At 35.2% G+C, this 13,852-nt stretch carries 15 protein-coding genes and 1 other annotated feature; of the genes, 13 read left to right on the top strand and 2 right to left on the bottom strand.

The window, feature by feature from the left end:
- Positions 1 to 141 precede the first annotated feature (141 nt).
- From F9279_RS15795 to pheA, 10 genes are all read left to right on the top strand, one after another.
- Complete coding sequence (locus tag F9279_RS15795; RefSeq protein ID WP_152114752.1) at positions 142 to 927, top strand: M23 family metallopeptidase; 786 nt, start codon at positions 142 to 144, stop codon at positions 925 to 927.
- Entirely contained in the window at positions 920 to 1,786 is an 867-nt protein-coding gene (locus F9279_RS15790) for a M50 family metallopeptidase (protein WP_152114751.1), read from the top strand. Before F9279_RS15795 ends, F9279_RS15790 begins: the two co-directional genes overlap by 8 nt.
- A gap of 207 nt (positions 1,787 to 1,993) precedes the next feature.
- On the top strand, positions 1,994 to 3,430 hold the full coding sequence (locus tag F9279_RS15785) for an Rne/Rng family ribonuclease (protein WP_152114745.1): 1,437 nt from the start codon (positions 1,994 to 1,996) through the stop codon (positions 3,428 to 3,430).
- A gap of 96 nt (positions 3,431 to 3,526) precedes the next feature.
- Positions 3,527 to 3,607, top strand: a sequence feature (ribosomal protein L21 leader region).
- Between the two features lie 15 nt (positions 3,608 to 3,622).
- Complete coding sequence (gene rplU, locus F9279_RS15780; protein ID WP_016201698.1) at positions 3,623 to 3,931, top strand: 50S ribosomal protein L21; 309 nt, start codon at positions 3,623 to 3,625, stop codon at positions 3,929 to 3,931.
- 12 nt (positions 3,932 to 3,943) lie between these two features.
- The gene (locus F9279_RS15775; protein WP_152114741.1) at positions 3,944 to 4,276 is read left to right on the top strand and encodes a ribosomal-processing cysteine protease Prp; all 333 of its coding nucleotides are present in this window, start codon (positions 3,944 to 3,946) and stop codon (positions 4,274 to 4,276) included.
- A 17-nt stretch (positions 4,277 to 4,293) separates the two neighbouring features.
- Positions 4,294 to 4,584, top strand: coding sequence for a 50S ribosomal protein L27 (gene rpmA / locus F9279_RS15770; protein WP_141433634.1), 291 nt, complete (start codon positions 4,294 to 4,296; stop codon positions 4,582 to 4,584).
- Between the two features lie 286 nt (positions 4,585 to 4,870).
- On the top strand, positions 4,871 to 5,410 hold the full coding sequence (locus F9279_RS15765; protein WP_152114739.1) for a Spo0B C-terminal domain-containing protein: 540 nt from the start codon (positions 4,871 to 4,873) through the stop codon (positions 5,408 to 5,410).
- Positions 5,411 to 5,498: 88 nt separating this feature from the next.
- Positions 5,499 to 6,788, top strand: a complete 1,290-nt coding sequence (gene obgE / locus F9279_RS15760) for a GTPase ObgE (RefSeq protein ID WP_152114736.1) — start codon at positions 5,499 to 5,501, stop codon at positions 6,786 to 6,788.
- Between the two features lie 118 nt (positions 6,789 to 6,906).
- Positions 6,907 to 7,362: an ACT domain-containing protein gene (locus tag F9279_RS15755; RefSeq protein WP_152114735.1), complete on the top strand. Its 456-nt coding sequence runs from the start codon at positions 6,907 to 6,909 to the stop codon at positions 7,360 to 7,362.
- A gap of 375 nt (positions 7,363 to 7,737) precedes the next feature.
- On the top strand, positions 7,738 to 8,592 hold the full coding sequence (pheA, locus tag F9279_RS15750; protein ID WP_152114733.1) for a prephenate dehydratase: 855 nt from the start codon (positions 7,738 to 7,740) through the stop codon (positions 8,590 to 8,592).
- Between the two features lie 288 nt (positions 8,593 to 8,880).
- On the opposite strand, the gene F9279_RS15745 is transcribed toward pheA, so the two are convergent.
- Positions 8,881 to 9,363 (bottom strand): SRPBCC domain-containing protein, encoded by a 483-nt coding sequence (locus F9279_RS15745; RefSeq protein ID WP_152114730.1) that lies wholly within the window; start codon positions 9,361 to 9,363, stop codon positions 8,881 to 8,883.
- A 31-nt stretch (positions 9,364 to 9,394) separates the two neighbouring features.
- Entirely contained in the window at positions 9,395 to 9,931 is a 537-nt protein-coding gene (locus tag F9279_RS15740; protein WP_152114728.1) for a transcription repressor NadR, read from the bottom strand.
- Between the two features lie 255 nt (positions 9,932 to 10,186).
- On the opposite strand from F9279_RS15740, the gene safA reads away from it, so the two are divergent.
- The 3 genes from safA to F9279_RS15725 all read left to right on the top strand — a co-directional run bounded on the left by safA (position 10,187) and on the right by F9279_RS15725 (position 13,678).
- Complete coding sequence (safA, locus tag F9279_RS15735; protein WP_152114726.1) at positions 10,187 to 11,980, top strand: SafA/ExsA family spore coat assembly protein; 1,794 nt, start codon at positions 10,187 to 10,189, stop codon at positions 11,978 to 11,980.
- On the top strand, positions 11,970 to 12,947 hold the full coding sequence (locus tag F9279_RS15730; protein WP_193224597.1) for a phosphotransferase: 978 nt from the start codon (positions 11,970 to 11,972) through the stop codon (positions 12,945 to 12,947). Before safA ends, F9279_RS15730 begins: the two co-directional genes overlap by 11 nt.
- A gap of 101 nt (positions 12,948 to 13,048) precedes the next feature.
- A complete protein-coding gene (locus F9279_RS15725) occupies positions 13,049 to 13,678 on the top strand; it encodes a YhcN/YlaJ family sporulation lipoprotein (protein ID WP_193224596.1) in 630 nt (209 codons plus the stop codon).
- Positions 13,679 to 13,852: the final 174 nt, after the last annotated feature.

Here is a 13,852-nt window from a genome sequence, read left to right as displayed (position 1 = left end):
TAGTGCATATACAAGAAAACCATTCAAGAATTCTAATAGCTTAAAAAAGAACGTAATTGCTGAAATAAGTCATACTTTTTCTTTTTTGAACATACATATGGGAGTAAAGAGGACAAGTACTACTTAAGGGAGAGGAGTAACATGGGGTCACGTTCGGATGATATTAGAAAAAAGATGGAAAAAAGAAGAAAAGAAAGAATGCGAATGGAAAAGAATATTGATAGTAGAATTCTTTGGGAAGATGATGATATAAGTCGTAATGATGCCATTTATGATTATCCTGTACCTATAAAAGGAGACAATCATTCGAAAAAAGTTCACCCATTGTTTCGAAAAGAACTATTTATGTTAAAAATATTAGGTGCAGCTGTTTTATATTTAGCCGTTGCCATCCTTATGAATCACCCATCAGAAAAGCTTGTGAAAGTAGAAAGTACGATTAGACAAGCAATGTCAGAAGAATTTAATTTTATGGTAGTTGCTGATTGGTATGAAAATACCTTTGGGAAACCACTAGCTTTTTTGCCAGAACAAGAGAAAACAGCTGATGAATCCGATCAATTACAGCAATATGCTTTATCAGCTACAGGGAAAGTATTAGAAGAATTTAATCAGAACAGACAGAGAATAGCCATAGAAACAGGCACAGATACTACGGTGCAGGCATTTAACGAAGGACAAATTACCTTTATTGGCAATAAGGAGGGATTTGGTAAAACGGTGGTAATTCAGCATAGTGACAACAGCGAATCGTGGTATGGCAATTTAGAAGAGGTAGATGTGAAATTATATGAGTTGATTGAAAAAGGTACAAAAGTGGGAAGTGCTGCTAATTATGATAGTGATGGAACACTTGGATTATTCTATTTTGCTATAAAGGAAAACAATGATTTTATTGATCCACTTCAGGTGATTGATATTGAATAGGTTTCTTCGCGTTTTTAAACAGATTCACATTCATCCATTACTATGGGTTGTTATTGCTATAGGTGTAATGACTGCCCATTTTTATGAACTTTGTATGCTATTTATGATTATTCTCATTCATGAGCTAGGACACGCGATGGCTGCATCATTTTTTTCATGGAGAATTAAAAAGATATCTCTTTTGCCTTTTGGTGGAGTGGCAGAGATGGATGAGCATGGAAACAGACCCTTAATAGAAGAAGCGATTGTTACTATTTCGGGTCCTCTTCAACATCTTTGGCTCATTGGGATAGGTGTCTTTTTGTATGAGCATAATATATTAACAGATTCTCTATTCCAAACATTTATCCAGTTTAATGGAATGATATTTCTCTTTAATCTACTTCCTATTTGGCCACTTGATGGTGGAAAGATCATTTTTCTTCTTTTTTCCTTAATTAAATCATTTCCTAAATCACATGTTTATACTTTATTTCTTTCTTTATTCAGTGTTCTTTTTTTTATGGTTGTTGTGCTAGTCATGATGCCTTCCAATCTTAATGCTTGGATTGTAATTAGTTTTTTATTATTCTCCCTCTATTATGAGTGGAAACAAAGAAGATATATATTTATGAGATTCTTATTAGAGAGATATTACGGAAAAACAAATGAGCTTCGAAAGCTATTGCCCATTGAAGTAAACGAAGAAGAACCTATCCTTTCTGTATTAGAAAAATTCCGAAGAGGCTGTAAACATCCAATAATTGTTCAGAAAAAAGGATTAGAAAAGCGTATCATGGATGAAAATGAGCTTTTACATGCCTATTTTAAGGAAAAGAAAGTATCTGCAACAATAAAAGACATCATTTCATATGTTTAATACATAGTTAGGATATGACCATTTAGGCATATCCTTTTAAAAGTGCGATGATACTGTTATACATTCTAAAGGTCTTGCTTATTGAACTATTTGTCAGTGTGATCACACAAATGTATACTTTTAGTAATATAGATTTGTGAAAGTCCTGCTTTAAGCATTTCTTATAGATATTTTACATAATTCAAGAAAATAAAAGGATGTTAACTAGTGAAAAAAGTAATTGTTAGTACAAGAACAAGAGAAAAAAGATTTGCCTATTTAATAGATCAAACGGTGGAAAAGATACATATTGAACAACCCCAAAGTAAATCAATTGTGGGAAATGTTTATATTGGACAAGTAACAAAGGTCATTCCTGGCATGAATGCGGTTTTTGTTGAAATTGGGGAAGGAAAAGGAGCTTACTTACAGAAAGAAAAACTAGCTTCTTTCGTAACAGATCATGCATCGATAGAGAATAAGAGAATGAAAAGTGTATCAAGTTACATTAAACAAGGGGAAAGAATAATGGTGCAAGTAGTAAAGGATGCTACTGCCACAAAAGGACCGAAACTAACGGGCATTATTGAATTAGCAGGTAAGCATCTTGTTTATATGCCATACGGAAGATATATGGCTGTCTCAAAGAAATTAGAGGCACAAACACAGAATGATATAAGACAAATTGGTCAGCAGTTAAAAAAAGAGGAAGAAGGCATCATTTTTCGAACTTCTGCAGCAACCTGTTCAAAAGAAGAATTAGCAATAGATTTAGAGATAGTAAGGACGGAATTTGCAGAATTGCAAAAGAAGCTATTACAAAAAAAGATAATGCTTATTAAAGAAAATGATGAGTTTTTAAAAGAATTACATAAAGTTCTAGATCATTTAGAAGCAGGACAAATAGTGGTAGATCAATCTTCTGTTCAAAAGGAAGTGCAGTTGAAATATCCACAATTAGCAATTAGCCTCCATCAAGGATCAGAAGATATATTCTCCGCCTATCAGATGGAAGGAGAAGTAGAAAAAGCGTTAAAAAGAATCGTATGGTTAAAAAATGGCGCATATCTAATTTTTGATCAAGCAGAAGGTGCTATGATTATTGATGTGAATACAGGAAAGTTTGAAGGAAAAAATCGGTTAGAACAAACGGTGTTGCAAACAAATGAGCTAGCGGCTATGGAAGTGGCTAGACAGATTAGGTTAAGAGATATTTCAGGAATGATCTTAATTGATTTTATTGATATGAATCAAGAGGAACAAAAAATCATAAAGGAACTCATGAGAAAGGAACTACAGAAAGAGGAAAGACAGACAAAGGTTTTAAACTTTACTTCATTAGGCATTCTGGAAATTACAAGAAAAAAAACAGTGAATTCTCTTTCTGAGACGATATATTGCAAGTGCCCTACTTGTGAGGGAACAGGCCTTGTGAAAAGTTCGGAAAGCATTGCTTTTAAACTAGAAAGAGAATTATGGGAATATCGAAATCAAGATATAGAACAAATAGAAATTTCCGCCACCCCAGATGTTATAGCTATATTTTGTGGAAGAGAGCAAATGCATCAACAAAGGCTGCAAGAAGTATTAGGGTACTCTATTCTTTTTAACGAAGTACATGCTCCAAAACCTTTTTATGAAATAAGGTATGTAGGAACGTATTAAATATGGAAAGCTTACGTTCAAACAATTTATCTAATAAATATTATAATTGACAGTAGTTTTGAAACATGTTAGTATTTTAATGTTGTTTGTAGCACCCGTGCTCTACAACCGCACATAACAGGTACATAAGTTTTTGCATATGCAAAGCGCCTGTCATTGGCGAGTCTTAGTCTAATAAGGAGGTGCAGTTGAATGTACGCAATTATTGAAACAGGTGGAAAACAAATCAAAGTTGAAGAAGGTCAAGCTATCTACATCGAGAAATTAAACGGTGAAGCTGGTGACACTGTTACTTTTGACAAAGTTCTATTTGTTGGCGGAGAAAATGTAAAAGTAGGAAGCCCTGTTGTTGAAGGAGCTACTGTTACAGCTAAAGTTGAAAAACAAGGCCGTCAAAAGAAAATCATCGTTTTCAAATACAAAGCGAAGAAAAATTATCATAAAAAACAAGGTCATCGTCAACCTTACACTAAAGTTGTTATCGAAAAAATCAACGCTTAAGGTTGTCCTTAGATGATTGATATTACGATTAACAAATCAGACACAGGTCTTATCGACTCTTTCACCATTAGTGGTCATGCCTTATTTGCTAATAGAGGCGATGATATCGTTTGTGCAGGTGTTACAGCCGTTTCCTTTGGAAGCATAAATGCTGTTATCTCACTTACTGGTATCACACCGAGTATTAAGCAAGGTAAAGATGGAGGATATCTTAAGTGTACGATTCCGGAGAATATTCCGAAAGAGACAAGAGAGAAAATCCAACTTCTACTGGAAGGGATGGTTGTTTCACTAGAAACAATTGAAAGAGACTATGGAAAATACGTGGCTATCACTTATAATTAAATAGGAGGTGGAACGAAATGTTAAGATTAGATCTTCAGTTTTTTGCATCTAAAAAAGGGGTAGGTTCTACTAAGAACGGACGTGACTCCATTTCTAAACGTTTAGGAGCTAAACGTGCAGATGGTCAATTAGTAACTGGTGGAAGCATTCTTTACCGTCAACGCGGTACAAAAATCTATCCAGGAGTAAACGTTGGTCGTGGAGGCGATGATACACTATACGCAAAAGTTGACGGAATCGTTAAATTTGAGCGTCTTGGTCGTGATCGCAAACAAGTTAGCGTATACCCAGTAGCACAAGAAGCATAAGATAAATAGTAGATAGGCTGGCTCTAGAATTGGGCCAGCCTATTTATTTGCAAGCCATCATTGCTTACCTTTATTTTATTTGTTTAGCGCCTACATCCTTGTTTCAACACTTAGACAAAATAGCAATAAGTCGGTGTAGAGGGATATGTTAACTTTTGTTGCTTTTTGTCTAAGTGCTGAATAATTATTAAAAAAGAACAACAATTTTTTACTTGATGATTCATTTTTTGATATACTTACTTAAAGCAGTCTTCTGACACTTAATAACCCTTGTAGGAGTACAAAAATGAATAAAGACTGGAACACTATAGAGTTTTTAAGGCATGTACGGCATGATTGGCTGAATAAAATTCAATTGTTAAAAGGTAACTTGGACTTAAATAAAACAGATAGAGTAAAAGAGATTATTAATGAAATTATAATGGAATCAAAACAGGAAGCTAAGCTTTCTAATTTAGATATTCCTGAATTTGCAACGAAAATATTGGTGAGTAATTGGGAAAACTATTATTTCCAGGTAGAATATGAAGTGTTGGCAGAGGTAAAGTGTCAGGGAGTCGAAGATGCAGCACTAACTAATTGGACAATAAAGTTCTTTGAGTTACTAAACCAAAATGTAAAACCATTTGCTGATAATCATTTGTTTCTATCTATCGATTCAAAATTAGATAGTATTCGTTTTGTTTTTGATTTTAGCGGAATAATAGAGAATATAGATTCCTTAACCGAATTCTTAGAGAAATCTTATTCTAATCAAATAAAGATTGACCAGTTAGAAGTGAATGAACAGGAGTTAGTTTTTGAGCTTCTAATGGAGTCATCGTGATTAAAGTACAAGAAGAAATCAGTAGCCAACATTTTCATCAGAACGGTGTAAGAGAAGAATGAAGTAGGCTATAGGAGGAAGAAGTTATATGTTTGTCGATCAAGTCAAGATTTATGTTAAAGGCGGCGATGGTGGAAATGGAATGGTTGCATTTCGTCGTGAAAAATATGTACCAAAAGGTGGACCAGCAGGCGGTGATGGTGGGAGAGGTGCAGATGTAATCTTTGAAGTAGAAGAAGGCCTTCGCACACTTATGGATTTCCGTTATCAACGTCATTTCAAAGCACCACGCGGAGAGCACGGAATGTCTAAAAACCAGCATGGAAGAAATGCTAAAGACATGATTGTAAAAGTTCCACCAGGTACCATTGTTTCAGATGCTAATACGAACGAAGTAATAGCGGATCTTACAGAGCATGGACAACAAGCTGTTATTGCAAAAGGTGGTCGTGGAGGTAGAGGGAACTCAAGATTTGCAAGTCCTTCCAATCCTGCACCAGAGCTATCTGAGAACGGTGAACCAGGTATAGAACGTGACATCACATTGGAATTAAAAGTTCTAGCGGACGTTGGATTAGTTGGATTCCCAAGTGTAGGAAAATCAACATTATTATCTGTAGTTTCTGCTGCAAAACCAAAGATAGCAGATTACCATTTCACAACGATTGCGCCTAATCTAGGAATGGTAGAAACAGAAGATAGCAGAAGCTTTGTTATGGCAGATCTTCCAGGATTAATTGAAGGAGCACACTCTGGTGTTGGTTTAGGTCATCAGTTCCTTCGTCATATTGAACGTACAAGGGTTATTGTTCATGTCATTGATATGGCTTCTATAGAAGGAAGAGATCCTTTTGAAGATTATATAACTATTAATAAAGAGTTACAGGAATATAATATGCGCTTGTTAGAAAGACCTCAAATTATTGTAGCCAATAAAATGGATATGCCGGACGCAGAAGAAAATTTAAATATCTTTAAAGAGAAATTGGAAGAAGATTATCCAATATTCCCTATCTCTGCTATAACTCGTTCTGGTTTACGTGAATTATTATTTGCGATTGCTGATAAGCTAGAGCACACACCAGAATTCCCACTTGAAGAAGTAGAAGAAGAGGCAGGAGTGCATCGTGTGCTTTATAAACATGAAGCAGACGAACGTCAATTCTATATTACTAGAGATCCTGATGGCAGCTTTGTACTATCTGGTGAGGGTATTGAAAAGCTATTTAATATGACTAATTTCTCTCGTGATGAATCTGTACAAAGATTTGCTCGTCAAATGCGCGGAATGGGTATTGATGAAGCTTTACGTCAACGTGGAGCGAAAGACGGAGACATTGTTAAGCTTATGGAATATGAGTTTGAGTTTATTGACTAATAGAAATAAAGCAAATACTATATGCTTATGCAAATAGTATTTGCTTTTTTAAAAAGGTAACATAATAAAAGAAGCATACATAGGGAATCGTTTCACTTATGCCTTAAGAGGTGAGAATATGAAACAACAAAATAAAGATCACAAATTTTTTCTGGTTAGAGAAGATGTTTTGCCTGAAGCTATGAGAAAAACATTGGATGCAAAAGAGTTGTTAGAGAGAGGGAAAGCTGAATCTGTTCATGATGCCGTTCAAAAGGTAGATTTAAGCAGAAGTGCTTTTTACAAATACCGTGATACCATCTTTCCTTTTCACACCGTTGTCAAAGAAAGGATTATTACACTATTTTTTTATATAGAAGATCGTTCAGGGACACTTTCCGAGCTTCTCAGTGTTGTTGCAAATGGTGGATGTAATGTATTAACGATACATCAAACCATTCCACTTCAAGGGAGAGCAAATGTAACTTTGTCACTCAATACAGTAGATATGGAAATCACCATAGACAGCCTACTCGAAAGCCTAAGAAAGCTGGAATTTGTAGAAAAAGTAGAAGTATTAAGCTCTGGTGGATAAAGAATATTTTGTAGGTTGATTGGAGCGAAAGTGGTGAGACTTCTACGGCATTCGCCTCGTGGAAAGCTAACCTAGTAAGCGGAAATCAGCCTCTTCCATTATATGAAAAACTATCATAATTTGTATAAGTATGGAGTAATAACTTATAGGACATTTATTACAATGATAGAAAGTTAATGACGGAGGCTCTACTAGTAATTGAGTAGTAGATAGAGGTTTAACACTAAACTCTGTGAAAAGCATGGATTTGTAGTGTAAATGGTCATCTATTAAAGAAATTTTTCTTTATCGTTATAATTTTTATATATATAAATACTGAAAAAATTTTTGCGGCGAATAAAATCAGAATAATCAAAGTTTTTGGAGGAGAAACAGTTGAAAGTTGGCTATTTAGGACCTAAAGCAACATTTACTAATATTGCAGTGAACCATCAATTCCCAGGAGCAGAGTCAATTCCATTTCTAACCATCCCCAACTGCCTTGATGCAGTTATTGAAGGAAAAGTAGATGTTGCTTTAGTTCCAGTTGAAAATACATTAGAAGGATCTGTAAACATAACCTTAGATTACTTAATTCATGAAGTGAATTTACCTATACAAGGGGAGATTACCGTCCCTATTAAACAACATCTTATGGTACATCCCAATAATTTAGAAAGCTGGAAAGATGCAGAAATGGTGTATAGTCATTCACATGCTATCGCTCAATGTCATAAATTTCTACATACAGAATTAAATAATATCAAATACGAGAATATGACATCAACTGCAGCTGCAGCTAAATTTATAAAAGAAAACCCACAAATTCAAGGAGTAGCTATAGGGAATGAATTAACGGCAAAAGAATATGGGTTAACGATAGTAAGAACTAACATACATGATTCCATAAACAATCATACGAGATTTATCATATTATCGAAAGAAAAAGTAACATATGATGTAACAAAAAGTGTATTAGCAGGGCACAAAACAAGCTTAATGGTTACTTTACCATCAGATCAATCAGGTGCATTACATCAAGTACTATCGGCATTTGCATGGAGAAAGCTCAATTTAGTGAAAATTGAATCTAGGCCAACTAAAACAGGCCTTGGGAATTATTTCTTCCTTATTGATTTAGATCAGAAAATGGATGATGTTCTTATACCTGGTGCAGTTCTAGAATTAGAAGCATTGGGATGTGAAGTGAAAATCTTAGGAAGCTATCCTTACTATAAAGTTGAACAATAAGAATGAAAAAGAGAAAGTCGATAGTGACTTTCTCAATCTTTCGATAAAGTCCTAAATAATGTAGTAGGAGATTGTGAGGAGTATATTTAACCATCTTTGAGTAGGTAGATGATTTTCGTTACAGTGGTTCGCTTTCCATGGGGCTTTACTGCTTTGGCACTCGCAGATGAACCCCGTGGAAAGTGACCAGTAATCCTCGAAAAACAAAGAGTAAACTGAATTCAGTGAGTTCCTATAAGCTCCAACAAATAGTAATACTCTTTAGCATGAAGGATCAGACATACTCGCTTATTGCTTAATGGATTCTATAACTTCTATATATTGATTATATAAAATCTCCCAGGTTTGTTTTCTATCCTTCACTTCTTCTCCAGCTAATATTGTTTGGATAACATCTAAACAAACATGCCAACCAGCAAGATCTTTAGGAGTATGTGGAGAAATTGTATTAATGGTTTCAAGTAAAATTAAGGTGCACCCATTAGGCTCCTTTTTTATTTGAAACTCCACTGAATCCTCTCCCCAGGTAAAGGCCAGTGTTTCTAAATGTTTGTATTCAAGGATTTTCATTTCTTCAAAGGTTCCGTCTTGCATATCGAACAGGATTAAACCATCTTTTTTATGCTCTACTATTTCTAGCTCCTGAAACCAGCTCTGTAATTTCTTATTATCAGTGAGCATGTTCCAAACATCTTCCGAAGAGAAAGAAAAGTATCTTGTGAACTTAGCGTTTAATTGTTCATTATGATTAAAAAACAAATCAGCCAACATAAATGTATTTACCCTCCTAATAATTCGTTCATCAATCCTCTATTAAGAAATCAGCCTTTCTTAATGCTTCTTCAGCTTCTAATAATGCTTCTCTGGTAGGTGCTGAAATGGTATGTAAATGAATGCCAGACGTGAGTTCTAATAAATAGGAGGCTTTTGTACTGTTTACTTTTTTCATAAATTGCTTTACTTCACTGCGACTGGAAACAAGAATGGAGGCTGTTAAGTCACCATAAACCGGATGTTCAATTTTTACATCCTTTACTGTTACACCATGATCAACTAAAATCGTTAATTCTTCTTCTGTTTTTTCAGGAGTATGAATACAAGCAATCACCTTTTCATATATAGAAGGCTTCGAATCTTGTATATAAAGATATCCTTGGCTTGTAGCAAGAATAGGCTCGTTTTTTGCCTTGAGTAAAGTAATATCACCAACAATAATTTGTCTACTTACATTCGTAAGTTTAGATAGCTCCGTACCGGTAAAAGGTCGGCTATTTTCCTTTAGCAGGGATAAAATATAATTTCTTCTATCTTCTCCAAGCAATTTTTTTGTTTCTGTCATCTAATCGCTCCTTTCTAGCAATGAAACAATAGTATTCCTTAGAATGATTAAGTAAATCTTTCTACTTCTATTTTACCAAACCTTCTTTGAAAGAAATAATAATAAATTATATAGGAATTTCCCATCGTTACAAAAGGTTTAAGATTATTTAGCACATAAAAAGAAAAAAAACCGCATAGATTTTTCTGTAGAATGATAACCATTTTGCATCGTGAACATAGACTATATGGACATATGCATAGGAGGGAATCTATAGTGAAGATCCATATTGTACAGAAAGGGGATACTCTTTGGAAAATCGCTAAGAAATATGGAGTCGATTTTGAAGAGTTAAAGATGTTAAATTCCCAACTCAGTAATACAGATATGATTATGCCAGGTATGAAAATTAAAGTCCCAACTACAGGAGGTAGTATAAAAAAAGAAGCTCCTAAGATGGGAACAATAAAAGAAATGCCAAAAACAACACAACAACCGATTGTGAAAGAACAGCCAATAGCTACGCCAATGAAAGAAATGCCCAAAAAAGAGATGCCGAAAAAAGAAATGCCAAAGGAAAAACCATATACGCCAAAAATGCCTAAGCCTATTATTCCAGAAATAGATGTTCATAATTACTATACAATGAACATGACAAACATTGATGTAGACGTAGAAATGGAGGAAACAAACATTACTCCTCCAGCACCAGCACCAGTTGTTATTCCGCCAGTTCAAGAACCAGTTATGGAGCCAGTACACCAAGATCCTTGTCCGCCTATTATCCCTTATCAACCTTATTGCTATGAGGTATCACCAATGATGCCTGGATCAGGTTTCCCACCAGGTGTTTATCCACAAACTTCGCCAGTAGAACAAATGCCACCATCCTATGGTTCTCTACCAGGCGTAGAACATACTAATCATATGCATTGGGAGGAATCCTCCTCTTCTTACCAGGGGCATCATGCGGGCCATAGCCAACATCATATGAACCAACAAGTACCTGCTGATTACTATCAACAACCTTTAGTGCAACATGGTCAAATGCCAATTCCTAATTATCAAGTAGAATCATCTTCCCAAGTAATGGGAGTAAACTATATGCAAAATATGGCACCTCAACAATCTTATCAAATGCCATTTAAGGAAGATTGTGGATGTAATGGGCCATCTCAGCAACAACCAATGTATACTCAACCATCATCATTTCAAGTGGAAGGCAACTTTTATCCTGGGATGAGTCCAGAAATGGGAGGTTTTCCAACACATGGCGAATTGAGCCAGGGAATGCCGATGGGAATGCAACCAGGAATGAACCCAGAAATGGGAGGCTACCCAATGGCAGGAGGATTTAATCAAGGAATGCCGATGGGAATGCAGCCAGGAATGAGCCCAGAAATGGGAGGCTATCCAATGGCAGGAGGATTCAATCAAGGAATGCCGATGGGAATGCAACCAGGAATGAGCCCAGAAATGGGAGGCTACCCAATGGCAGGAGGATTTAATCAAGGAATGCCGATGGGAATGCAGCCAGGAATGAGCCCAGAAATGGGAGGCTATCCAATGGCAGGAGGATTCAATCAAGGAATGCCGATGGGAATGCAGCCAGGAATGAACCCAGAAATGGGAGGCTACCCAATGGCAGGAGGATTCAATCAAGGAATGCCAATGGGAATGCAGCCAGGAATGAACCCAGAGATGGGTGGCTACCCAATGGCAGGAGGATTCAATTCAGAAATGCCAATGGGAATGCAACCAGGAATGAGTCCAGAAATGAATAATATGCCAATGCAGGATCCTTATGCAATGAATCCTTTCGAAGCAGGTTCTATGACTTCACCCTATCCACAAGGAGTTGGAGGCAATACACCATTCGAAGCTAGTATGCAACAACCATTTTCAGGTGAAATGCCACCAATGATGGGGCCAGGAGGTAATGCTCCTGTTTATGCACCGCCTTTCAACACAAATGTAGGGCAACCACCATTTATGAACCCTTATGGTTATAATCAAGGAACTCCATTTGGTATGCCAAGATATCAAGAGGACGAAAGCAGTGACTTATAAAGGATTTTATAGAGGGGACGATACTTTCTATTATCGTCTCCTCTCTTTATTAGAAAAGAAATTCTCCATAAAAATTAACGATATTCGCCGTATAAGGAAAAATGTATTCTTAATAAAATCAAATGATTTCTGGTTTATATTAAAGGGTTATTCTAGCTATCGAAAATTAAAAGTACAAGAAACCTTTACAAAAGCGCTCGAACAAGAGGGCTTTATTCAAACCTATCAATTCTATGTACATGATGAACCCATCATTATCGATAATATGATATATGGTTGTATACAATACCTATATCCCAATCGGACAGCCTTTACATATAAAAATGAAAAGCATAGGAAAGAAGCTTTGTTACTGTTAACCCATTTTTATTCTGTTACAGAGCATCTGGTTAATATATATCAATATATCTTACCACCATTTCGTATTATGGATAAATGGCAGATGAGGAAAGATCAGTTTCTAAGGAATAAAGAGCTTATTGAAAAATATATTGATCCATTTATCGTTAAAGAAATAGTATCTTTTGCAGAACAATCTTTAAATAATGGTCAAAATAGTAGTGAATTCTTTCAATCGAAACCAAAAGTTGTTTTACACGGTGATGTAGCACATCATAATTTTCTTCGGGATGTAAATGGACAGCTTTTTCTCATTGATTTTGATTTGATTAGCATTGGACCTGCGGTTATCGATTATCTTCAATATGCAAATCGGATATTGCCACATATGGATTGGTCTTTTGAGGAACTAGAAAGGATGCCTATTTTCTCGGAACTTTTACAAGAAGAAACATTCCTATCTTATTTACTATTTCCAACAGATATCTTACGTGAATGGAATCGTTTTTTTAGACAATGGGATGGAAGAAATCCAGAGTCACTTCAGCAGGTTATCCATTTAACACTAGATCAGTATAAAAAACGCAAGAAATTTTATGATAAAGTCAAACGTCTAATTAAGGAATAAAATATGTTTGTCAAAGTTACCTTTACTTAACAGAATGATATTGATAAAAAAGCAAAAGATAGATACGAGCATATCATTCTGAAGTAAAGGAGAGATGGCTTTTGAATAAATCTAAGTATATCCTTGGTCCTGTCCTAATATGTGGGGCTATTGTTTTAGCTGGATGTGGTGTGAATCAAAATGAAACAGCAGATAACAATCGATTAGAGGCAACAAAACCTATAGGTTATTATTCAAATGAGCAGCATGAAACCAATCATGCTGGCGATAACGACGGTCCAATGACAGAAATGATGGATCACACACTTGGTAATGAAAATACGAATAAAATTAATATCCGTAATGTTAATTATCGTAGTGATACTGCCAAAGATAATCAAAATCAAAATGAAAATCAAGATCAAAATTCTGTTGATTCAGAAATGGCCCAAAAGGCTGTGTCCATAGCAAAGGATAATAAAGACGTCCAAGATGCACAGTCAATAGTATATGGAAATAAGGTAATACTCGCATTAGAAGTAACAAATAAAGAAAATATAGATAAAACGAAAAAAGATGTACAGAATTCTTTAGCTGATACATTTAAGAACAAGGATATATCCGTTATTACAGATAGAGGGATCTTTACAGATATTGAAGATATAAACAAATCGATAAAAAATGGTCAACCGCAACGTACTATAACGAACAGTTTGGAAAAAATGGAACAACAGATAGATTCATTAAGATAAACAGTGCCTTTAAAAGCTAGCTTTACTGAGTAATGAATACTCAGTAAAGTTAGCTTTTTTGAATAATCATTCTTAATAAAACACGAATATTTGTTATGAATATTCATTTGTTCTTTATAATGAAAAAATTTTCGAGAATTACTTTTCATTTTTAAAATAATACTTTATAATGAA

It is taken from the genome of Bacillus sp. B1-b2 (genome assembly GCF_009183415.1).
Taxonomy (GTDB): domain Bacteria; phylum Bacillota; class Bacilli; order Bacillales; family Cytobacillaceae; genus Niallia.
The sequence above is the reverse complement of the archived record's forward strand: the minus strand, read 5'-3'. Positions and strand labels throughout refer to the sequence as shown.